General features: G+C 71.4%; 24 protein-coding genes. 13 read left to right on the top strand and 11 right to left on the bottom strand.

The annotated features are described in order from the left end of the window. Positions 1 to 88: 88 nt before the first annotated feature. Entirely contained in the window at positions 89 to 544 is a 456-nt protein-coding gene (locus BC793_RS34545; protein ID WP_109600232.1) for a hypothetical protein, read from the bottom strand. A 438-nt stretch (positions 545 to 982) separates the two neighbouring features. On the opposite strand from BC793_RS34545, the gene BC793_RS34540 reads away from it, so the two are divergent. After that, entirely contained in the window at positions 983 to 1,585 is a 603-nt protein-coding gene (locus BC793_RS34540) for an SMI1/KNR4 family protein (protein WP_203896459.1), read from the top strand. Between the two features lie 503 nt (positions 1,586 to 2,088). Then, positions 2,089 to 3,654, top strand: coding sequence for a trypsin-like serine protease (locus BC793_RS34535; protein WP_109600228.1), 1,566 nt, complete (start codon positions 2,089 to 2,091; stop codon positions 3,652 to 3,654). A gap of 209 nt (positions 3,655 to 3,863) precedes the next feature. Here BC793_RS34535 and BC793_RS34530 read toward each other — a convergent pair whose 3' ends face one another. Next, positions 3,864 to 5,279 carry a sensor domain-containing diguanylate cyclase gene (locus BC793_RS34530; RefSeq protein WP_109600226.1) on the bottom strand — a complete coding sequence of 472 codons (1,416 nt, stop codon included), beginning with the start codon at positions 5,277 to 5,279 and terminating at the stop codon, positions 3,864 to 3,866. 363 nt (positions 5,280 to 5,642) lie between these two features. On the opposite strand from BC793_RS34530, the gene BC793_RS34525 reads away from it, so the two are divergent. The 4 genes from BC793_RS34525 to BC793_RS34510 are packed head-to-tail and all read left to right on the top strand — an operon-like array spanning position 5,643 to position 7,076. Continuing rightward, complete coding sequence (locus BC793_RS34525; protein ID WP_109600224.1) at positions 5,643 to 5,987, top strand: P-loop NTPase family protein; 345 nt, start codon at positions 5,643 to 5,645, stop codon at positions 5,985 to 5,987. Next, positions 5,987 to 6,331: a rhodanese-like domain-containing protein gene (locus tag BC793_RS34520; RefSeq protein WP_203896458.1), complete on the top strand. Its 345-nt coding sequence runs from the start codon at positions 5,987 to 5,989 to the stop codon at positions 6,329 to 6,331. Before BC793_RS34525 ends, BC793_RS34520 begins: the two co-directional genes overlap by 1 nt. Further along, positions 6,331 to 6,762 carry a MerR family transcriptional regulator gene (locus BC793_RS34515; protein ID WP_239170447.1) on the top strand — a complete coding sequence of 144 codons (432 nt, stop codon included), beginning with the start codon at positions 6,331 to 6,333 and terminating at the stop codon, positions 6,760 to 6,762. Before BC793_RS34520 ends, BC793_RS34515 begins: the two co-directional genes overlap by 1 nt. Next, entirely contained in the window at positions 6,759 to 7,076 is a 318-nt protein-coding gene (locus BC793_RS34510; protein WP_109600218.1) for a hypothetical protein, read from the top strand. The genes BC793_RS34515 and BC793_RS34510 overlap by 4 nt, the downstream gene beginning before the upstream one ends. A gap of 153 nt (positions 7,077 to 7,229) precedes the next feature. Here BC793_RS34510 and BC793_RS34505 read toward each other — a convergent pair whose 3' ends face one another. Continuing rightward, positions 7,230 to 7,736 (bottom strand): NUDIX hydrolase, encoded by a 507-nt coding sequence (locus BC793_RS34505; protein WP_109600216.1) that lies wholly within the window; start codon positions 7,734 to 7,736, stop codon positions 7,230 to 7,232. A gap of 168 nt (positions 7,737 to 7,904) precedes the next feature. Here BC793_RS34505 and BC793_RS34500 point away from each other — a divergent pair, with 168 nt between their 5' ends. After that, the gene (locus BC793_RS34500; protein WP_109600300.1) at positions 7,905 to 8,639 is read left to right on the top strand and encodes a phosphotransferase enzyme family protein; all 735 of its coding nucleotides are present in this window, start codon (positions 7,905 to 7,907) and stop codon (positions 8,637 to 8,639) included. Between the two features lie 74 nt (positions 8,640 to 8,713). Here the strand turns inward: BC793_RS34500 and BC793_RS34495 are convergent, their stop codons facing one another. From BC793_RS34495 to BC793_RS34475, 5 genes are all read right to left on the bottom strand, one after another. After that, on the bottom strand, positions 8,714 to 9,127 hold the full coding sequence (locus BC793_RS34495; RefSeq protein WP_109600214.1) for a hypothetical protein: 414 nt from the start codon (positions 9,125 to 9,127) through the stop codon (positions 8,714 to 8,716). Further along, entirely contained in the window at positions 9,124 to 9,540 is a 417-nt protein-coding gene (locus tag BC793_RS34490; RefSeq protein ID WP_109600212.1) for a hypothetical protein, read from the bottom strand. Before BC793_RS34490 ends, BC793_RS34495 begins: the two co-directional genes overlap by 4 nt. A gap of 189 nt (positions 9,541 to 9,729) precedes the next feature. Continuing rightward, complete coding sequence (locus BC793_RS34485) at positions 9,730 to 10,572, bottom strand: hypothetical protein (protein ID WP_109600211.1); 843 nt, start codon at positions 10,570 to 10,572, stop codon at positions 9,730 to 9,732. Positions 10,573 to 10,574: 2 nt separating this feature from the next. Next, a complete protein-coding gene (locus tag BC793_RS34480; protein WP_109600209.1) occupies positions 10,575 to 10,925 on the bottom strand; it encodes an S-adenosylmethionine decarboxylase in 351 nt (116 codons plus the stop codon). 175 nt (positions 10,926 to 11,100) lie between these two features. Beyond that, positions 11,101 to 12,024 (bottom strand): aminoglycoside phosphotransferase family protein, encoded by a 924-nt coding sequence (locus BC793_RS34475; RefSeq protein WP_203896457.1) that lies wholly within the window; start codon positions 12,022 to 12,024, stop codon positions 11,101 to 11,103. Positions 12,025 to 12,082: 58 nt separating this feature from the next. Here BC793_RS34475 and BC793_RS34470 point away from each other — a divergent pair, with 58 nt between their 5' ends. Then, complete coding sequence (locus BC793_RS34470) at positions 12,083 to 12,808, top strand: class I SAM-dependent methyltransferase (protein ID WP_109600205.1); 726 nt, start codon at positions 12,083 to 12,085, stop codon at positions 12,806 to 12,808. Continuing rightward, positions 12,781 to 13,293, top strand: a complete 513-nt coding sequence (locus tag BC793_RS34465) for an HAD domain-containing protein (protein WP_239170442.1) — start codon at positions 12,781 to 12,783, stop codon at positions 13,291 to 13,293. The genes BC793_RS34470 and BC793_RS34465 overlap by 28 nt, the downstream gene beginning before the upstream one ends. Here the strand turns inward: BC793_RS34465 and BC793_RS34460 are convergent. Next, a complete protein-coding gene (locus tag BC793_RS34460) occupies positions 13,253 to 14,299 on the bottom strand; it encodes a DUF2867 domain-containing protein (RefSeq protein WP_109600204.1) in 1,047 nt (348 codons plus the stop codon). The genes BC793_RS34465 and BC793_RS34460 overlap by 41 nt on opposite strands. A gap of 49 nt (positions 14,300 to 14,348) precedes the next feature. On the opposite strand from BC793_RS34460, the gene BC793_RS34455 reads away from it, so the two are divergent. Both BC793_RS34455 and BC793_RS34450 read left to right on the top strand, forming a co-directional pair. Further along, positions 14,349 to 14,945 (top strand): TetR/AcrR family transcriptional regulator, encoded by a 597-nt coding sequence (locus BC793_RS34455; protein WP_239170441.1) that lies wholly within the window; start codon positions 14,349 to 14,351, stop codon positions 14,943 to 14,945. 18 nt (positions 14,946 to 14,963) lie between these two features. Further along, complete coding sequence (locus BC793_RS34450) at positions 14,964 to 15,665, top strand: GNAT family N-acetyltransferase (RefSeq protein ID WP_109600200.1); 702 nt, start codon at positions 14,964 to 14,966, stop codon at positions 15,663 to 15,665. A 1-nt stretch (position 15,666) separates the two neighbouring features. On the opposite strand, the gene BC793_RS34445 is transcribed toward BC793_RS34450, so the two are convergent. Next, a complete protein-coding gene (locus tag BC793_RS34445; protein WP_109600198.1) occupies positions 15,667 to 17,754 on the bottom strand; it encodes a galactose oxidase-like domain-containing protein in 2,088 nt (695 codons plus the stop codon). A 216-nt stretch (positions 17,755 to 17,970) separates the two neighbouring features. Between BC793_RS34445 and BC793_RS34440 the strand changes: the two genes are divergently transcribed. Both BC793_RS34440 and BC793_RS34435 read left to right on the top strand, forming a co-directional pair. After that, positions 17,971 to 18,717 carry a phosphotransferase enzyme family protein gene (locus BC793_RS34440; protein ID WP_109600196.1) on the top strand — a complete coding sequence of 249 codons (747 nt, stop codon included), beginning with the start codon at positions 17,971 to 17,973 and terminating at the stop codon, positions 18,715 to 18,717. 27 nt (positions 18,718 to 18,744) lie between these two features. After that, entirely contained in the window at positions 18,745 to 19,224 is a 480-nt protein-coding gene (locus BC793_RS34435; RefSeq protein WP_109600194.1) for an SRPBCC family protein, read from the top strand. Here the strand turns inward: BC793_RS34435 and BC793_RS34430 are convergent. Next, entirely contained in the window at positions 19,202 to 19,669 is a 468-nt protein-coding gene (locus tag BC793_RS34430; RefSeq protein ID WP_109600192.1) for a GNAT family N-acetyltransferase, read from the bottom strand. The genes BC793_RS34435 and BC793_RS34430 overlap by 23 nt on opposite strands. Positions 19,670 to 19,741 lie beyond the last annotated feature (72 nt).

Genomic DNA, 19,741 nt, shown 5'->3' with positions numbered 1-19,741 from the left:
CTCCCGCGCCACCACGGACCCGGCGGACCGCTCGAACCCGGCGCCGCGCGCTGAGGCTCATCACCCCCGGTCGAGTGACGGGTTGTGGTCAGGCCCAGCCGTAGCAGTAGACGCCGCCGGTGTTCTCGGTCGCCGCCCGGCACAGCCGGTGCAGGGCGGTGGCGAAGGCGTGCAGGCGCTGGGCGGGGTCCGGGTCGGCGAAGTACGGGTACTGCGCCCAGACCGGGACCAGGCCGTGCAGGTGGTCGAGGTCGCTGTCGGCGACGGCGCGGACCAGAGCCGGCGGCAGCCGCAGCACGACGATTCGCTCGTCGTTGGTGGCGGCGATGCGGTGCTCCCAGTCTTCGAGGTCCATGTCGCTGCCGGGGCCGAGGACGAGCCGGGCGTAGTGGCCGAGTTCCTGCGAGAACCCGACTCCGTCGATCGCCTCGCTGAGCAGTCCCGCGGCGCCGGCTTGTGTCGGCGGCTCGTAGGGACCCGCGGGCCAGTTCAGCACCGCGGCGGCGACCGCGTCGGACCGGGCGGCGAAGTACGTGTAGTTCATGCCGCAGAAGGTAGCCGTCGCACAAGGTGGGTCACCCGGCGGCTCGCGCAACCTCTTTCCCCGCCCATAACGGACCTTATGATGTACGCCGGTTATGTCCGTTTCTGACCTCTGAGGCTATTACTGGATTGCCGTTATTAGTAATTCAGTAATTAGCGGACGGGTTCCGCCTCACTGAGGTCACCTCGCGGTTACTCGCCGCGTCCTCCCCCGGATGCTGGTGCGGTGGGTCGAGATTTCTACGTAACGCCGCCGTGGGGCGTTTGTTGGAGCTGGCTGAGTTCGGACGTCCCGCGAAGCGACCGCCCGGCTCCGCGCCGGTCTGACGTGGCCGCGGCGCGCTTCCGGGCCAGACGCCGGTATCGGCGGGGGTGGCCGCGCGCTACTGTCCCGACCATGGGACAGGTCACCGACGCTTGGTCGGCTATCGAGAGGTGGATGGCGAGACACGCACCGCGGAGCGCGGAGCTGCTGGCCGGCCCCGCCGACTCGGCCGAGATCGCCGCCGCCGAGGCCCGCCTCCGGGTCGCGTTGCCGCCCGAACTGGTCGAGTCGCTGCGCCGCCACGACGGGCTGAGCCGGTGGGGGTGGGACAACGCGTTCCCCGGGCAGCCCCCGCTCCAGGTCGCTCAGATCGTCGCGCATCACGAAATGTGCATGGAGATTGCCGGCTACTCTGACGGGCGGAAGCCGGCCGAGGAGGGCCGCGAGCCGTGGTGGCACCCGCTCTGGATCCCGTTCGCCGAGATCGACGGCGACGCGCAGATCATCGACCTGCGACCGGGCCCCGGCCACGGGCGGCTGGGCTGGGCCTACCACGACGACCGCGGCACCTTCCGCGACGCGTGGCCGAGCCTCGGCGCCTACCTGGCCGCGACGGCCGATGCACTCCTGCACGGTGGCGGCACCAGCCGGTACGCCGACGGTGGACGGTACTGCTTCCCGTACCTGACGCCGGAGGACACGCTGTGGTGGGCGCCTCCGGGCACGTCCGACCTGGACGGCGAGCCGCTGCGCCCGGCACCGGTCGGCCTCACCTGATCGCGGACACCAGAGCCCCGCCACCGATAGCCCGGCACCCGTCCCCCGCACCCGACCACCCACGCCGGCAGCAGGTCGGCCCGCGTTTGCCCGCAATCAGCTCACGCTCGTCGTCCAGCAGCGTCCAACTCATCCGAATCCAACGCCGGGCATCATCACGGCGACCCGCCTGGCATGCTGCCCGCGGCCCCCGATCGCGCGTCAACCCAACGGTCAACTCTTTGTTCGCGGCCGGTGACACGTTTCTACCGGCACCCGCCCCCGGGTGAGAGCCAGTCAGGTCTTGAGTCGCCGTACGAACTCGTTCATGTCGTCCCGGTCGAACGACGAGGAGGCGGCGTTGAGGGCAACGGCCTCAGGGCCACCTGGTCGACCGGCCCCTCAGAGCGCGACGCGCCGCCCGGTAAACGGGATGCCAACTATCCCGGTCGTTCCTTCCGGAGATCGATGACTGCCACTACTGTCCGGTATGGATTCAGTCCGATTCTCAACGGGGGAAAGTCATGGTTGCAATCAAACGAAGACTGCTCGGCGGCCGGGGAATGGCGCTGCTGGCAGCCTCGGCCATCGGTCTGGCCGGTCTCGCCGCGGCCGATCAGGCGGTCGCGGGAGCCGGTGCGTCACCGACGGCCGACGCGGCCTACGGGTACGTCGTCAAGGTGGGCGTCGGAGGCGACCGCGCCTGCACCGGGGTGCTGGTGGACCTCTACCTGGTGGCCACGTCGAAGGAATGCTTCACCGTCGGGTCGACCGCGCCGGTCACCGGGCCACCGCCGGTCACCAGCACCGTGACGACCCGCGCGGACCAGCCGTCGGCCGCGCAGACCGTGGCGGTCGACTACCTGCACGTACGCGACGACCGGAACCTGGTCGTCGCTCATCTGGCCAAGAATGTGATCGGCGTGCAGGGCAATGCTCCCGTGTCGGCTTCCGCTCCGGCCGCCGGCGAGACGCTGCGGGTCCTCGGCTTCGGCCGGACCGCGACCGCATGGGTGCCGGCCCTGCCCCACACCGGTCAGATCTCGGTGCAGGACGTCTCGGCGACGGGCCTGGGCATCATGCCGCTCGCTGACGCCACGATCTGCAAGGGCGACGCCGGTGGCCCGGTGATCCGCGAGAACAGCGACGGCACGGCCCAGCTGGTCGCCGTGCTCAGCACCTCGTGGCAGGGCGGGTGTCTCGCCGAGACGAGCACGCGGCGCGACGCCACGGCGACCCGGGTCGACGGCCTCGCCGACTGGGTCGGCCAGCTCAAGGAGTTCGAGGTGACCGGCCGCGTGGAGGCCGCCGGCGGAACCGGCTGCCTGGTCGTCAACGACGGCACCACCACCTATCAACTGGCCGGGGGCGACGCCGCGATCGTGAAGGCCGGTCAGAAGGTCCACGTCTACGGCTACCGGGCCCCGGGCCCGGCCGGCTCCTGCACCCAGGGGGTCCGGTTCCAGGTCACACAGGCGTACGCCGTGGCGACCGTGCTCGGAACGGTGACGCAAGGCGCCGAGGGGTGCCTGCTGCTGTCCTCCGGTGGCGTGACGTACCGCCCGATCGGCGGCGATCCGGCCGTCGTCAAGGTGGGCGCGAAACTGAGCATCACGGGCTACAACCTGCTGGGGGTCAGCAAGTGCCTCCAGGGCACGGCGTTCCGGGTCCTGTCGGTCACCCCGGCGACGTCGGTGAGCCTGCGCGCCCGGGCCAACGGCAAGTTCGTCACCGCGGACAGCGCCGGGGCCGACCCGCTGATCGCCAACCGGGACGCCGTGGGCGGCTCGTGGGAGAAGTTCGACAGCTACGAGCTGGGTGACGGCGTCATCGCCCTGCGGGCGCACGCCAACGGCAAGTACGTCACGGCCGACAGCGCCGGGGCCAGCCCGCTGATCGCCAACCGCGATCACGTCGGCGGAACGTGGGAGAAGTTCCTGCTCGTGCGCAACGCCGACGGCAGCGTCAGCTTCAAGGCGGAGGCGAACGGCAAGTTCGTCACCGCAGACAGTGCCGGCGCCAGCCCGCTGATCGCCAACCGGGACACGGTCGGCGGTTCGTGGGAGAAGTTCGACCTGAACACCCTCTGACGCCGTCTACCGGTTCAAGCTCGTGAACGGAGGCCCGCAGCCCTGGCTGCGGGCCTCCCGCTCGGGGGTCGCCGGCCGAGGTGCTCGGGCAGGGCGGCGCGGGCCACGTCGCTTCCTCTACGGTCAGCGGGCATCGCGAGGAACTCACTGGGGCGCCCGTTCTGGACCGTTCTGATTTCGACAGCTTCCCTGGTTCGGGGCCGGCGGTGTCAAGCGGGCGTGTCGGCGAGGATCCATTGGCCGCGGCCGAGTCGTTTGGCCTGGTACATGGCGGTGTCGGCGGCGCGGAGCAGGGCGGTGGGCCGCCAGGGGGTGTCGGTGGTGGCGGGGCTGGCGATGCCGATGCTGGCGCCGACGGTGTACCAGGCGCCGTCGTGTTCGACGGGCATGGCCACGTCGTGCAGGATGCGGTCGGCGACCCGGATGCCGTCGGCGCTGTCGAGGCCGGTCAGGACGACAACGAACTCGTCGCCGCCGAGGCGTGCGACCAGGTCACATTCGCGTACGGCGGCTTTCAGCCGCTGGGACACCGTCTGCAGGATCGTGTCACCGGCGGCGTGCCCGGCGGTGTCGTTGACCGTCTTGAAACCGTCCAGATCGAGGTAGAGCACGGTCGAGCCGGGCGGGCACGCGTCGAGTTCGTCGCCGAGCGCGGTCCGGTTGAGCAGCCCGGTCAGTGCGTCGTGGCGGCTGCGGTAGCTGAGGGTGCGTTCTGCCTGTTCCAGTGACCGCAGCGCGGTGGCGAACCGGGCCAGGATGAACGCGGCGGTCGCCAGCGTGGCGGCGAACAACAGGACACGTTCGGCCTCGACGTATTCGTGGCGGGCGAACAGGACCGCCGGCGCGGTCAGCAGGCCCACGCCGAGGAACCAGACCCGGGCGGGATGCAAGGTGGGTGCCTGGCGGGCCGCGACGGTCAACTCATTGCTGTTGACGTGCAGGGCAGCGGCGACGAGCAGGGAGTTGCTCAGCAGGATCACACCCGTGCTGACCGCTATCGCCAGCTCTATCGACGGGATGAAACTACCGCCCAGGTCAGCCACGATCCGCAGGACCGCCGACAGCAACAGCAACCGTGTCGCACCGGTACGCCGGCCCGGTGACAGCACCAGTAGCAGCACTCCGGCGACGATGCCGATGTCTCCCAGCGGGGCCATCACGTACAGGTAGGCGCCGAGGGGATCGGCGGCCAGCTCCGCCAGGTACGGCGAGACGAACACCACCCAGATCACGATCGAGGACGCCACGGTCAGGGTCAGCATGTCCAGGACGGCGGGCCGCAGCCAGCGGCCCGCCCTGCGCCGCGCCATCGCGACCAGCGCCGCACCGTACGCCAGGTAGCCGATCGTCCACAGCACCGCCGAGGCCGACCCGTCCTCGGCGCGCTGCAACAGGGTGCTGATCGGGTAGACGGCGTCCCCGGCCAGCCAGGCGACCTGCCCCACCGCGACGTACAGCCAGGGCATCCGGTCCCCGCTACGGCGCCGGCTCACTGCCGACCAGCAGACGGCAACCACGATGCTCAGGTACGCGCCGAAGTACAGCAGATCGCCGTACGGCCTTCCGGACGTCACACCCGCCGCCACAGCGGCGAGCCCGGCCAGGGCGAGATAGGAGGTGAGCATCCGGCGAGTCATGAGGGACGAATCGGCCCGGTAAGCCTCGCCTTGAGGACTGCTACAGACGGGATTCGGTAAATCCGGCAATCCGGCGGGACTTGGCCGACGTTGGCGACGGTGGGTCTCGCCAGCGATCGCCGCAATTGCGGGCAGGCTTCCACGACATCAGCGTGTCTCCCTCTGTACACGGCCGACGCGGTGTCCAGCGGTCGATGCGAGCAGCAGTTGAGGAAAGCGTGCACGAATGTGAGATCCGCCAGTCGGCGGGCTGCCGCCGCTGACTCCAAAGATGGGGTTGCATGCGGTACCCAGGTACAGGCTTACCGTCTGACGGACGGCGCGGATGGCGCCCTGTTTGAGGAGACCAGCATGTCTTTCCTGGTTCCGGATGCCTGCACGTTGCCGACAGCGGCGCAGCCGCTGCGGCTGGCGGAGTTCGACGCGTTGTTCGCCACCGCGGTGCGTCAGGTGGAGCAGATGGACACGACGCACGCCCGGTTGCGGATGGCCGGCCCGGCCGGGCTCGCGGCCACGGTGCGGGACCTGGCAGCGCGGGAGACCGAGTGCTGCTCGTTCTTCGCCTTCACCATCGCCACCGAGCCGGCGCCGGACGGTGAGGTCGTGGTCCTCGACATCGAGGTGTCCGCCCAACACGCCGACGTGCTCGCCTCGCTGGCCCAGCGCGCGAGCACCGTCGCGACCGGGATCGCCTGATGCAGCGCATCAGCCGGGACGCCCTGCTCACCCTGCTCGACACCGGTGCCGTCACCGTCGTCGAGGCCCTGCCCGCGGCTCACTACGAGGCGGACCATCTGCCGGGCGCGGTGAATCTGCCCGGCGAACTCACCGTGGGCCTGGCGACCCAGCTCGTACCGGACCGCGACCGGATCGTGGTCACCTACTGCTCCGGACCGTTCTGCACACGCTCCAAGACGGCCGCGGTGGTATTCGAGCGGCTCGGCTACACCGACGTCCGGGTCTACGACGGTGGCAAAGCCGACTGGGCGCAGGCCGGGCTGCCGTTCGAGGGCGCCCGCACCGCGGCGCGGGCGTCATGATGGAGGGCTTGCGCACCGGCGAGGTCGCCGAACGGGCCGGCGTCAACATCCAGACGCTGCGCTACTACGAACGCCGTGGCCTGCTCACCGAACCGGTCCGGTCCAACGGCGGGCATCGGCTCTACCCAGCCGACACGGTTGCCCTGTTGACCGTGATCAAGGCGGCGCAACGGCTCGGGTTCACCCTCGACGAAGTCGCCGGCCTCCTCGATGCCGGAAGCCGCCGGCACCCGAGTGCGGATCTGCGGCAACGGGCGATCGACAAGATCGCCGAGATCGATCGGAAGATCGCCGACCTGACCGCGATCCGCGGCACGCTCACCGAGGTCGTCGACGCGCGCTGCGACAGCCTCACCAACTGCACCTGCACCGACTGCCCGATCCCGTACCTGACCATTGCCACGACCCGACCTGACGGAGCGCCCGCATGAGCCAGCCCGCCACCCCGCCTACCCGCACCGCCGAGCCGGCGCCGGTGCAGATCGACAACGCGCCGCCGCGGCGCAGCAAGGTCACCGGCGGGCTCGCCGCCCTAGCCTGCGCCGCCTGCTGCGCCCTGCCACTGCTGATCGCCGCCGGGGTGCTCACCGGCGCGGGCGCCGCGATCCTGGAGCAGACTCTGCTCGCCGTCGCCGCCGGCCTCGCCGTGCTGGCGCTGGGCATGTGGTGGCTGCACCGGCGCCGCTCCGCCCAGCGTGCGGGCGGAGCGGGCTGCGGGTGCGCCGGCAGCGGATGCGGCTGCTGACCGGCATGGCTTCCAGGTAGGCCCGGCTTTTCTCGTGTTCCGCGAGAGCGCGGGAGATCGCCGTCGCCGCGACACTCGCATGGGCGATCGCCTCCCGGCCGGTCGCTCCGGGAGCGCCCGCCTGAGCAGTCGACCCGAAACGCACGCGGGGTGTTAGAGGCCGAGCCGGACCGGCCGGGCGGGTGTCCCGGTGGTGAGCAGCGCCGTCAAGGGTGTGGTCAGGTCGCGGGGTGAGAACAGCTCGGATCCCTCATAGTCAGTGATCTCCGGGAGGGACCACCACCGGAATCCGGCCAGGTTCTCCTGCGCGGTGAGTTCGTCGTCGGTGAACTCGCCGCGGGGCTGGAAGTGGGTCGTGCGGATGAGGAAGTAGTCGTTGACGATGCCGTCGAAGCCCGGTGCGACGTCGGCGGCGATGACTTCCTGGTGCCAGACATGCGGTGGCTCGGCGGTGACCACCAGCCCGGTCTCCTCACGCAGTTCACGGCGCAGCGCCGTCAACCGGTCCTCACCGGGTTCGATGCCGCCGCCCGGGGCCGCCCAGACGACTTTCGCCTGCTCCGGTACCGCCGGATGAGGGAAGACGAACCGGCAGAGCAGGATCCGGTCGTCCTCGTCGAGGATGATCGCGCGGACGGCGCGGCGGGGGTTCAGCGTCATGAGGCGTCGTACGAGGCGGCGGGGCGGGTGATGGTCGGCACCGCGGCAGGCTATCAACGACAGATCGAACGCTGACTCTGAACCGGGAGATTCCCGGTGAGGGTGAGGGGCGGTGCGAGCTGCCGGGCGCGCCGGGGCGGTGCGGTTGCTGAACCGTACGATGTGGCCGTGGGGTGGGAGGCGCTCGGGCAGTGGGGTGAGGACGCCGTCCGCATCGAGCGGTTCGCCGGTGGCGTCGCCAACGACGTGTGGAGTGTGCGGTTCGGCGGGCGGCTCGCGGTCGGTCGTCTCGGTACCCGAAGTGATGCCGATCTGGCGTGGGAGACCGCGCTGCTGCACCACCTCGACCGTGCTGGTCTGACCGTGCCGGTGCCGATTCCGGCAAGCGACGGCCGGCTGTTCGTCGACGGTCTGGTGGTGATGACCCACCTGGAGGGCGGGCCACCGCAGACGCACGCCGACTGGCAGCGTGTCGCCGCCGCACTGCGGGAGCTGCATCGGTTGACGCGGGGCTGGCCGCAGCGCCCGGGGTGGCGGTCGTCGGCCGACCTTCTGCACGCCGGCACCGGGACCAGGGTCGACCTCGCCGCGATGCCCGCGGAGGCTGTCGCCCGATGCCGGGCGGCGTGGGCGCGGCTGGCCGGGCGCCGGACCTGCGTGGTGCACGGCGATCCCAACAACGCCGGCAACGTTCTGGTCACCGCGGACCGGGTCGCGTTGATCGACTGGGACGAGTCGCACGTCGACGTTCCCGAGCTCGACCTGGTGCTGCCCGGCAACGCCGCCGGCCTCGACGACGGGACGTACGACATCGCCGCGCAAGCGTCGGCCGCGTGGGAGGCCGCGGTCTGCTGGGGCGACGAGTTCGCCGTCAGGCGGCTCGCCGAGGTCCGCGCCGTCTGAGCGCACCCGCTCCCGGCGACCGCCACGGTGCGCGGCGGTCGCGGATGGCTCCGCTCCGGTCTGTCGCGCAGCGCTTACGCGGCAGGCTCGGACCCCGGCAGCGCGTGCGCGGCTGCCTCGAATCCCGCGTCGGCTAACGGCTGCAACAGCACCTGCCGCGCGTGCGGACCCAGCGTGTCGCCGGCGGCGAGGACCAGCGCCGCGGTGATCACGTCCGTGTGCAGGGCGATGAAGCGTGCCTCCACGCCGGGGAACCGGTCGCTGGACAGCCGCAGGCTGCGGTGGGCCTCGTCCGCGGCCCGGTCGACCGCGGTCTCGACGGCGGCACCGAGTCGTGGCTCCAGGGTCCGCAGCACCTCACGCCGTGCGCCCCGCGGCTGCCCGGCGACCGCCTCCAGGTATCGGCGCCAGTCGCCGGTGGAGGCCCGGCGAACCTGGTCGAGGAACCGTGCGACGACCGCACCGTGGACTCCGAACGCGTCGCTCATCGGTGCCCTTGCGACCGCGGCTCGTGGTCGTCGCGCAGTGCGGTGGCGGCCGACTCGAATCCGGCCGCCACGAACGGCTCGAGCAGTGCCCGTCGATGCTCGATCGCGAGCCGGTCGCCGGCCGCGATCGCCTTCACCGCGGACGACACACTCACCTTCACGTCCCCCAGCGCGAGGGGGTCGTCGAAGTCGGTGCGGGACAGTCCCAGCGTGGCGAAGACCCGCAGCCCGGCCCGGTCCAGCGCATCCAGGACCGTGTCCGTCCAGTGCAGCTCGGCGATCGCCGTCATCGCGGGCGACGTCCCGGGGTGGTCCGCCAGTACCGCGTGCGCGGCCCAGTCGACCTGTCTCGTGCGTACCTCGTCGAGGAACCGTGCCACCAGGGTTCCGTGCGGTCCGTACGCGGTCGCCATCGCTGTCGTCTCCCCTCGCGCTGCATCCACCGGGTCGCCGTCGCACGCGAACCGGGTGAACCCTTCCTACCGGCCGCGCGGGAAGCCGGCAATCATCGGGCCGCGCGGCGGGGGATGCTCCGGATCCGGCGTCGACGACGTTGCAGTATCGCCACGGCCGACGGGCCGCAGGTCGTAGCTGGACGGCGGCTAAATGGCGTGGACGATGTTCTGGTCGAGGGTGTCGCCGGTGGCGAGGCGGTGCGAGACGTTCGCGGCGACGCGCCGGGCCACCAGCTTGCGCCAGCCACGGCCGGGGATCCGGCCCGCATACCCGGTGCCGAAGCCGCGCAGGGCCGCGGCCTGCCGGGTCATGTCCGCGACGAAGTCGGGGATCCGCGCGTACAACGCCCGGGTGTCGGCCGAGCCGAGATAGGCGAACGGCGCCGACCCGGCCAGCGGGTACAGGCGGTTGCCGATCAGGGTCATGTTGCGCCACGCGCGTACGTCCAGCATCACGACCGCGTGTTCGACGCCGGCGTGGGTGGCGGCGACGGCGAACGCGCGGTACAGCAGGGAGCTGACCGTCAGCCCGTACCGGGTGCCCCGGTAGTGCGGCAGCACCGCGACGGTGGCGAAGTCCCACACCGTCTGGTCGCGCATGCCGTGGGCGTCGACGATCTCGTCGGCGCTGCGGCCGATGTGGGCGGGCGCGTCGGCGATCGTCTTGACCTCGGCCCCGACGCCGGCGATCACCCGGGTGGCGCCGGCGGGCAGGCCGGTGCGGCGGTCCAGGACGACGAAGAACAGGCTGCGGTTCTCGTACGGGCCGTATTCGGCGCTCATCACGGTGGCGTCGTTGCCGAACGCCGGTTCGAACACGGCCGTCTCGACGGCGCGGCCGACGTCGGCGAGGGGGTGACCGTCGCGGACGATCACGGCCACGAACCGGCCGGGCCGTCCGGGGCGCTGTGCGGGCCGGGGCGGGCCGGTCAGGAAGGCGCGGCTGGTGGCGGCGATCTGTTCGGCCGGCAGGCGGTAGCCGACGGTCACGTTCAGAACTCCTTCGCCACGATCTCGGTGGCGGCGAAGAAACGCCGGGTGTACGCGACGACGTCGGCCGGGTCGAAGGCCTTGCAGGTGTAGATGTCGACGCTGAAGAACGAGATCGGCCGTTCCCACGAGTAGAAGTGCGCGCCGGAGGTCTCCCAGTGGATCCAGCCGGCCCAGCCGTACCGGTCGCTGATGTGGGTCACCGGTTCGATCAGGGTGGTCATCCGGGTGACGTCGGAGAGTTCGGCCAGGTACTTCTTGATGTGCTGGTCGGTGATGGTGAACGTGGGGTAGCCCTCGACCACGAGGCGCTGGCGGTGGATGCCCGGGGCGAGGTCGGTGTAGGAAGACACGAAGGCGGGGTTCTCTCGTCGAAGGTCAGCCGATTTGCCTGAGCGACGGTAGTGGGGTGGCGGGCCTTCGCGAGCCGGTCGAATGGTGGCTTTTCGCCGCTGGGGACGGGGTGGTGGCACCCGGAACGGGCGAGCGGTACCTGCCCGGTCGGCCGGGTTCGCACCGGCGGGACGGTCAGTGGCCGGCGGTGAAGTCGGCGAGCAGGTCGTTGATGAAGGTGACGGTGTCGCGTACCGACTCCGGGTCGCGGGTGCGGTAGTACGGCAGGGCGATCATCGCCAGGGACAGGGTCCAGCCTCGGGCCCGTACCCAGGCCTGGTCGTCGGTGTCGAGGGCGTCTCGGAACGCCTGCCGGGAGTCGCCGTCGAACAGGTGCCAGGCGGCGAGGATGTCGGCGGCGGGGTCCGCCGCCCAGGCGGTGCCGAAGTCGATGACCGCGGTGAGGTGGCCGTCGGCGATCAGGACGTTGCCGGGCATCAGGTCGCCGTGGATCCAGCGGGCCGGTCCGGTCCAGGTGTCGGCGGCCAGGGCCTGGTCCCAGGCGGCCAGGACCAGGCCGGTGTCGAAGTCGTCGCGCAGTTCCTCGACGGCGGCCCGGAACAGCTGGTCGCGCGGTGCCAGGGGGGTGCCGCGGCTGAACGGGTCGTCCGGTGGGGTGGGTGCGCCGGTCGTGTCGATCTGCTGCAGGTGGTGCAGGAAGTCGGCGAGGTCGCGGGCGGTGGCCTGCGGGTCGGCGAGTCGCGCCGGGTCGAAGGTGGTGCCGGGCAGCCAGCGGTAGACGCCCCAGGTGAACGGGAACTCGTCGGTGGGGGTGCCGGCGGCCAGGGGTTCGGGGACGGCCAGCGGCAGGTGCGGGGCCAGCCGGGGCAGCCAGGTCAGGTCCTTCTCGATCTGGCCGGTGTGGCGTGCGGTACGGGGCAGGCGTACCGACAGTTCGTCGCCGACGCGGAAGGTCGCGTTGTCGGTGCCGGAGGCGGCCACGTAGCGGACCGGGTGGTGCGCCCATGCGGGGAACTGGTCGGCGAGTAGCCGCCTGACCAGGGTGGTGTCGATGTCGACCTCGTCGTCGTGGAGTTTGCTGACCTCGGTGTCCGGCACGGTCGGTAAGCCTGCCGTCCGGTGCCCGGTTTCGTCCACCGGGTTATAGGGTGCCCGGATGGAGGTCTTCGGTACGGTGGCGGCGGCGTACGCCCGGCATCGCCCTGACTATGCCGACGCGGCGGCCCGGTGGGCGATCGAGGCGGCGCCGGGTTCGCGGGTGCTGGATCTGGGTGCGGGGACCGGCAAGCTCACCGCCACGCTGCTGGCCGCCGGTGCCGACGTGACGGCGGTCGAGCCGGATCCGGCGATGCTGGCGCAGTTGCGGGTGGCGTTTCCGCAGGTGCGGGCGGCCGGTGGGAGTGCGGAGTCGATTCCGTTGCCGGACGCGTCGGTGGATGTGGTGGTGGCCGGTAACGCCCTGCACTGGTTCGACATGGCGGTGGCGGGGCCGGAGATCGCCCGGGTGCTGGTGCCCGGTGGGGTGCTGGCCGGGTTGTGGAATGTTCTGGACGACCGGGTCGGCTGGGTGGCCGGGCTGGCGCGGGTGGCCGGTGCCGCGGTGGTCGGGCCGCGCGACACTCCGGCGGCGTGGCGGGCGGCGACCGCCGGGCTGCTGTCGGCGTCGGCGCAGCGCGCGCAGTTCGCGCACGGGCAGGTGCGGACCGCGGATTCGCTGGTGGCGACGCTGGCGACGCGGGCGGGGCTGCTGGTCATGGCGGGCCCGCAGCGGGAGGCGACGCTGCGGCGGATCCGGGAGTTCCTGGCCGGGCGGCCGGAGACGGCCGACGGTGAGTTCGTGCTGCCGATGCTGACGTGCGGGTTGCGGGCCCGCTGGCGGTGAGTCCCCCACCGGTGATCTTCCTCGACGTGGACGGGCCGCTGATTCCGTTGCGGGCCCGGCCGGGCACACCGCCCGGGGCGGTGGCGCCGGATCCGTCGGGGCATCCGCTGATCCACCGGCTCGATCCGGCCGACGGTGGCCGGCTGCTGGCGCTCGGTGGTTCGCTGGTGTGGGCGACGACGTGGATGGACACGGCCAACGAGCTGGTCGGCCCACGGTTGGGTCTGCCGCCGTTGCCGGTCGTGGCGTTCGCCGAGGACGACCGGATGTCCGGTGCTCTGCACTGGAAGACGATCAGTCTGGTGTCGTGGGCGGCCGGCCGGCCGTTCGTGTGGCTGGACGACGAGCTCACCGACATCGATCGTCACTGGGTGCAGGACTTCCACCCGGGGGCGGCGCTGCTGCACCGGGTGGATCCGTATGCGGGGCTCACCGCCGCCGACTTCACCGCGGTGGGGTCGTGGCTGGCAGGGCGGGCGGCCTGACCGGGCGCGGTCGTACCGTTTCCGCGGCGGCGCGGCGCAGCATCGCTGTGACGACCGGCGGGTGGAACAGTCGCACCAGGGTCAGGTAGAGGCGGCCGGTGCGGTGGTGGGCGACGGCGTGGGTGGACAGGGTGACGCTGACGCCGTCGTCGTCGGGTTCGACCAGGACCGAGGCGCGGAAGTCGAGGTGGCTGGCGTCGGTGCCGAGAAGCAGTTCCCGGTCGGTGCGGGTGATGGTGGCGAACGCGGACCGGTCGCCGCGTTCGATGCCGAACGGTGTGACCAGGGCGTTGCGCAGCCGGAGCAGGGCGGTGACGGCGGGCGGCGGGTTGCCGAAGATCGCGTCGGCCCAGGTCTGCGGGTCGGTGGGGGCGCCGGGTGGGACCCGCGCGGTGTAGGCGTCGGCCAGGTCCGGCCGCGGTGCGGCCGGCGGGACCGGGCCGGGCACCGGGTCGCCGGCGGGCGGCAGGGCGGCTTTGAGGAGAAGGGCGTTGTCCGGTACGGCCGTCGCGTTGACCTGGACGCTGAAGAGGCGGACGTCCAGTCGCGCCTGCCACGGATAGCGCACCGGGTCGGTGACCGTGCCGGTGACGGCGTGTTCGGCGTTGTCGAGTAGGTGTTCCAGGACGGTGTCGTGGCAGGGGCCGATCAGGGCCGGCCAGAGCAGCCGCATGTGGGCGGCGGGGGTGGCGACGAGCCGGTGCCGCAGGATGCACGCGTCGTCGCCGTGGGCGATGACCTCGAAGGTGTGGGTGCCGGTCAGCCCGATCCGCGGGTCGAAGGTGAACTCGACGAGCCGGCCGGGCCGGTAGTCGCTGACGTGGTAGCGGACCGGACCGTGGCCGCCGCCGGCGCCGACCGACAGTGGCCGGTCCAGGCGCATCGGGATCCAGGTCGGCGACGGCCAGAGGGGGTCGCCGGGGCGGCCGATCCGGTCGAGGAGGCGGCCGACGTCGGCGGCGGGGGCCGGGAGCAGGCGCTGGTGGGTGTTGTCGATGACGGTCATGACCCCTCCATACGGTGGCGTATGTTTCGCCGTACCGTACCGTATGGAGATGGTTGAACGCCGCGCCCGCAAGCCCCCAGCGACCAGGCTCACTGTCGCCGACTGGACCGGCGCCGCACTGGAGGCGATGGCGCGCGGCGGTCTGGCCGCCGTCGCCGTCGAACCGCTGGCCGCGGCGCTCGGGGCGACCAAGGGCAGCTTCTACTGGCATTTCGCCAACCGCGACGCGCTGATCGAGGCAGCGCTGCAACGCTGGGAGACCGACCACACCGACGCGGTCATCACCATGGTCGAGGCCGAACCGGATCCGCAGGCCAGACTGCGGACCCTGATCGGCGCGGTGATCGAGTCGACGGCGATCCCCGGCGCCGACGCGATCGAACTGGCCATGCTCGCCACCGCCGACCACCCGCACGTCGCCCCGGTACTGGCCCGGGTGACGCAGCGGCGCCTGGCGTACACCGCGCAGTTGTTCGAAGGTCTCGGTCTCGACCCGGACGAAGCCGCCGACCGTGCGCTGATCGCGGTGAGTACCTACCTGGGACATGCGCAGCTCGCCCACGCCACCCCGGAGCTGGTGCCGGGCACCCCGGAGCTACGCCGACGGTATGTCGACCGGATCATCGGGCTCGTCACGGCAGTGTGATCGGCTACCCTGCCGGTCGTGATCTACCTGCGGAATGCCGCGGCCATGTGGACCGCTCTGTTCCCGACGGCCCGCCTCGACGAGCGGCTGCTGCGGGTGGACCGGCCCGGCTCGACCCGGGTGATCCTGCGGCAGCCGCCGACCACCGCGACGGTCGCCGAGGTCGCCGGCATGGCCCTGCAGAGCCGGGTCGTCGTCGAGGACGTCTTCACCAGCCCGGACGCGCCGCCGGTGTTCCCGAATTCGCGGGCGGTGTGCATGCCGGTGATGGACCGCCCGCCCGGCGGGTTGAAGGCCCCGGCGGTGCCGGTGGTCGAGGTCCGCGACCCGGACACGCTGGCCGCCGCGGAACGGGTCATGGTCGACGGTTTCCCGTTCCCGCAGCTGCAACCGTGGGTCCGCGGGCAGGCGCTGCCGCCGCGGGTGCTGCGGCTGCCCGGCTGGCGGGTGTGGCTGGCCTACGACGACGGGGCCCCGGCCGCCGCGGCCTACACCTACGACGACGGGCACGCCACCGGCCTGTACTGGCTGGCCACCCTGGCCGAACACCGGTCGCGGGGTCTGGGCCGGGCGGTGCTGTCGGCGGCGATCGCGGCCCGCCCCGACCAGGTGTTCACGCTGGTCGCGACGGAGGCGGGCCGCCCTCTCTACGAGTCGCTGGGTTTCGCGGTGGTACGGATGGCGACCTGGCACACCCGGCCGCCGATCCTCACCGAATAGGTCACCACGTCCACTTCTGCAGCGCCGCCCCGCTGCACGTGACGATGGTGACCTGCGCGGCGTTGGTGGTGGCCGCCGCGGCCAGGCACAGACCGGTGTTGCCCACCGGCCGGACCGTGCCGTCGGCACCGAACTGCCAGCGCTGCGCCCCGGTGCCGTTGCAGCCGTACTGCCAGATCCGCTGCCCGCTGACGTAGTTGCTGCTCGGCACGTCCGCGCACATCCCGAACACCCGCAGCGTGTTGTCGGTGAACCGGGTCAGCGCCTGCGCCTTGCTGTTGTTGCAGGTGTAGGTCTGCAGGTAGGTGCGGGCGGTCAACGCCGAACCGGGGATGTCGACGCATTTGCCGGTGCTGTTCTTCAGCGGGCTCATCAGCGGGGCCGGCGCCTTGGCGACCTGCACCGTGCGGGCCACCGACGGCACCCCGGCGGTGTCGGTGACGAACAGCATGTAGTGGCCGGGTGGTGCCACCCCGCCGGTCGGTGGGCCGGTGACCGTCAGGGTGGTTCCGGAGACCGTGTACTTCAGCGGAATGTAGCGCTGCCCCTGATCGACGCTGTGGGTGACGTCGCCGAACCCGACCAGGCCGACCTTGGCGATGGACGCCGCCTGCGCGCTGGTGACGGTGAAGGCGGCACCGATCCCGACGCTCGCCGGGGCGGCGCTGATCACCGGCCGGTCGGCGGGTTCACCGCTGCCGTCCTTCTTGAACAGGTAGGGCGGGCTGAAGTATTCGACGTTCTTCTCCAGGTAGCCGGCGCTCATGCAGGCCGCGCAGATCCCGCCGCCGCCGGTCAGCACCCGCCCGTCGGGCAGCAGCGCGGCCGTGGAGTGGTATTGCCGGATCCGGTCGGCGGCGGACAGCACCGTCCACTGGCCGGTGACCGGGTTCCACAGTTCGGCGGTGGTGACGGCGGCATTGAGGTCGACCAGGCCGTTGACGGCGGTACTGCTCATGCCGCCGGTGACCAGCACCGAGCCGTCGGCCAGCACAGTGGCGTTGTGCTGACGGCGGCCGGCCGACATCGACGCGGTGGTGGTGACCGCCGGGGTCAGGCCCTTGGTGGCGTCCAGGATCACCGCGGTACGGGTGGGCCGTTTCGCGACGCCGTCCTCGGTGATGCTGCCCCCGCCGACGACCAGGGTCCGGCCGATGTCGAAGGTCGAGAAACTGCCGTAGTCACGATTGATCGAATCGCGGGCGGCAGTTCCGGTGATCGCCCCGTTCCCGGTCGTGGTGATCGTATATCCCGGGTTGGTGGGACCGAAAAGGCCCAATTGTGTGTCGGGCCGGGAAATCATGAACGGATAGATCCGCGCGCTGTATTTGGTGAAGTTCGGCAAGGGGCGAATAACGCCGTTCGTCTGGTAGACCTCGGCGGTCGCCGGACCGCCGCCGATGATGACCTGTTCACCGTTCGCCATTTCCGTCACCGACGGGTACCAGCGGGCGGCGGCCATGTCACGGCCGCGGGTCCACGTTTCGCTGCGCCAGTCGAACACGTAGGTCCGCACGGTGCCGGCCAGTTGCGCGTTGGCGTTCCCGCCGGCGACCAGAATGTTGCCGTCGGGCAGGTGCGCGAACCCGGCGCAGAACAGGTTGGTGCCCTGAAGGTCGACGCGTTTCTGGGTGTCGTCGACCGGGTTCCACACCATCGCCCGGGTGAAGTCGTGCGCCGGATAGGTCTCGGCGGGCTTGTCCCCGACGGAGTCCCAGATCAGGACCTTGCCGTTGGGCAGCACCGCCGTGAACACCGGAACCACGGTGGTGTCGACCACCGGGCTCCACCGGCCGGACACGCCCGGGTCGGCGTCGGCGCGGGCACCGGCCCGGGCCCGGCCCGGCCGCAGGCCGGTCTGGCGTTCGATGCGTTCGGCGTTCTGCGCCGTGGTCTTCTCGATCTCCCGCAGCGGCATCCCGACCAGGTCCTGCGCCCGGTGTTCGGCGTCGTCCTCGGCGGCGGTGTGCCCGTGGGCGCGGTGATCGTGCGGTGGCGGCGGGGCGGCCGTCGCACCGGAGACCGGGCCGCCGGCCAGAAATGAGACCGAAAAAAGGCAAGCCGCTATCAATGCGCGAAATGTGCGCATGGCATTGTCGTCCCTTCACCGATACCGGGGCCGGGACTTCACCTGCAGAATTGATCTTTGCTTCCCCGTGGATTTGTCGTGTACCGCCCCCGTCAATGTTCAATGCGGTCACCATAACCCTTCGTTAAGTTGTCCTTCAATATTCACCGATGGCACTTCCGGGTTCAACGCTCACCCGTTCGGCCAGCGTGCTGTCGCTTCGGCGATACTTTCCCGATGTCTGAGCAGCTTTTGTCCGGTGGGAACTTCGGTGGCGCGGTCCGCGCCGGTGACACGGTGCGCCGCACCGGCGGCGTCTGGACCCCCACGGTGCAGCGGCTGCTGCGCCACCTGCGCGATCACGGCCTGACCTGGGTGCCGGAGCCGTTCGGTACCGACAGTGCGGGCCGCGACAGCGTGTCCTACCTGCCGGGCACCGTCCTGAACGCGGACCTGCCGGACTGGGTGTGGGCCGATCGTGTGCTGGTCACCGCGGCCCGGGCGATGGCCGAGCTGCACGCGGTGACCGCCGGGTTCGACCTGACCGGCGCGATCTGGCGGATCCCGGTCCACGAACCGGCCGAGGTGGTGTGCCACAACGACTTCGCCCCGTACAACATGGTCTTCACCGGCCACGAACTGACCGGGGTGATCGACTGGGACACCGCGTCACCCGGGCCACGGGTGTGGGATCTGGCCTATCTGGCGTACCGGCTGGTGCCGTTGACCGATCCGGCCAACACCGAGGCCGTCGACAACGGGATCACCGAACGGGCCCGGCGGCTGCGGCTGCTGTGCGACACCTACGGTGCCGGCGGCCCGCAGCCGGCCGAGGTGCTGCGCGTCGCCGTCGACCGGCTGCACGACCTGGCCGTATTCACCGAAACCCACAGCCCGCACCTGGCCGACCACGTGCTGCTGTACCGGCGCGACGCCCGCTGGATCACCGCCCACACCCGCGACCTCGACCACCGCAAGTCCTGACCGGGCCGGGCCCGTAGTCTGCGGTGCATGCCGGTCACCATCGAGGTCGTCTCGACCGTCGGCGCCGCCCCGCCGCGGGTGTTCGACCTGAAACTCGACGTGGACGTGCACGCCGCGTCCCAGCACGACAGCGACGAGAGCGCCGTGACCCGCGACGGCCGGCGGCAGCTGCTGCTCGGTGACGAGGTCACCTTCCGGGCCCGGCATTTCGGGATCCGCTGGCGCATGACCAGCCGGATCACCGCCTACCAGCGGCCGCACCGGTTCGTCGACGAGCAGGTCCACGGACCGTTCCGGCTGCTGCGCCACGAGCACCTGTTCACCCCGGCCGGCACGGGCACGACGATGACCGACCGGATGACGATCGCCGCACCGCTGGGCCCGCTCGGCGCCGTGGTGACCCGGCTGGTGCTGGCCCCGTACCTGCGGCGGCTGCTGCGCCGGCGGGCGGCGCACCTGCAGACCCTGACCGCAGGCGCACCGGTCAGTGCCCGGCCGCCCAGCTGAGCCACTGCGGATCGTGGCTCCAGCCGTTACGCGTGTAGAACGCCACCGCCCGGGTGCTGGAGTGCACCGTCACGTGTTCCAGCTCCAGACGGCGGGCCTCGTCCAGCACGGCCGACATCAGCAGGGCACCGACCCGCCGGCCGCGTAACTCGGGTACGACGAACACCGACTGCACGTCACCGCCGCGCCGGACGTACCGGTCGGCGGTGGGCACCCGGTCGACGACGGCCAGCCACGCCATCCCGACGACCTCCCCGCCCACCTCGGCCACGAACGCCCGATGCCCGGGGTGCCCGCGCATCCACTCGCCCAGCGCCGCCACGAACGCGTCGCGGTCGTCGCCCTGGTAGCCGTGGTCCTGGGTGGCCCGCCGCCAGCGCAGCCCGGCCAGGGCGGGCACGTCGCGGTCGCCGGCCCGCCGCACCGTCACATCGATATCGACCATGCGGACATCATGCGGCCCTACCGCACCTGTCTCACACCGGCCACGGTATCAATGTGTTGATACCGTGGCGGG

Source organism: Actinoplanes xinjiangensis (genome assembly GCF_003148685.1).
Lineage (GTDB): Bacteria > Actinomycetota > Actinomycetes > Mycobacteriales > Micromonosporaceae > Actinoplanes > Actinoplanes xinjiangensis.
The sequence above is the reverse complement of the archived record's forward strand: the minus strand, read 5'-3'. Positions and strand labels throughout refer to the sequence as shown.

Coding starts and splice junctions, on each gene's coding strand:
- BC793_RS34470 (WP_109600205.1), top strand. CDS start 12,083: ATGGAGGTCTTCGGTACGGTGGCGGCGGCGTACGCCCGGCATCGCCCT.
- BC793_RS34515 (WP_239170447.1), top strand. CDS start 6,331: ATGGAGGGCTTGCGCACCGGCGAGGTCGCCGAACGGGCCGGCGTCAAC.
- BC793_RS34445 (WP_109600198.1), bottom strand. CDS start 17,754: ATGCGCACATTTCGCGCATTGATAGCGGCTTGCCTTTTTTCGGTCTCA.
- BC793_RS34520 (WP_203896458.1), top strand. CDS start 5,987: ATGCAGCGCATCAGCCGGGACGCCCTGCTCACCCTGCTCGACACCGGT.
- BC793_RS34435 (WP_109600194.1), top strand. CDS start 18,745: ATGCCGGTCACCATCGAGGTCGTCTCGACCGTCGGCGCCGCCCCGCCG.
- BC793_RS34495 (WP_109600214.1), bottom strand. CDS start 9,127: ATGAGCGACGCGTTCGGAGTCCACGGTGCGGTCGTCGCACGGTTCCTC.
- BC793_RS34540 (WP_203896459.1), top strand. CDS start 983: ATGGCGAGACACGCACCGCGGAGCGCGGAGCTGCTGGCCGGCCCCGCC.
- BC793_RS34460 (WP_109600204.1), bottom strand. CDS start 14,299: ATGACCGTCATCGACAACACCCACCAGCGCCTGCTCCCGGCCCCCGCC.
- BC793_RS34430 (WP_109600192.1), bottom strand. CDS start 19,669: ATGGTCGATATCGATGTGACGGTGCGGCGGGCCGGCGACCGCGACGTG.
- BC793_RS34530 (WP_109600226.1), bottom strand. CDS start 5,279: ATGCTCACCTCCTATCTCGCCCTGGCCGGGCTCGCCGCTGTGGCGGCG.
- BC793_RS34455 (WP_239170441.1), top strand. CDS start 14,349: ATGGTTGAACGCCGCGCCCGCAAGCCCCCAGCGACCAGGCTCACTGTC.
- BC793_RS34440 (WP_109600196.1), top strand. CDS start 17,971: ATGTCTGAGCAGCTTTTGTCCGGTGGGAACTTCGGTGGCGCGGTCCGC.
- BC793_RS34505 (WP_109600216.1), bottom strand. CDS start 7,736: ATGACGCTGAACCCCCGCCGCGCCGTCCGCGCGATCATCCTCGACGAG.
- BC793_RS34490 (WP_109600212.1), bottom strand. CDS start 9,540: ATGGCGACCGCGTACGGACCGCACGGAACCCTGGTGGCACGGTTCCTC.
- BC793_RS34525 (WP_109600224.1), top strand. CDS start 5,643: ATGTCTTTCCTGGTTCCGGATGCCTGCACGTTGCCGACAGCGGCGCAG.
- BC793_RS34545 (WP_109600232.1), bottom strand. CDS start 544: ATGAACTACACGTACTTCGCCGCCCGGTCCGACGCGGTCGCCGCCGCG.
- BC793_RS34510 (WP_109600218.1), top strand. CDS start 6,759: ATGAGCCAGCCCGCCACCCCGCCTACCCGCACCGCCGAGCCGGCGCCG.
- BC793_RS34535 (WP_109600228.1), top strand. CDS start 2,089: ATGGTTGCAATCAAACGAAGACTGCTCGGCGGCCGGGGAATGGCGCTG.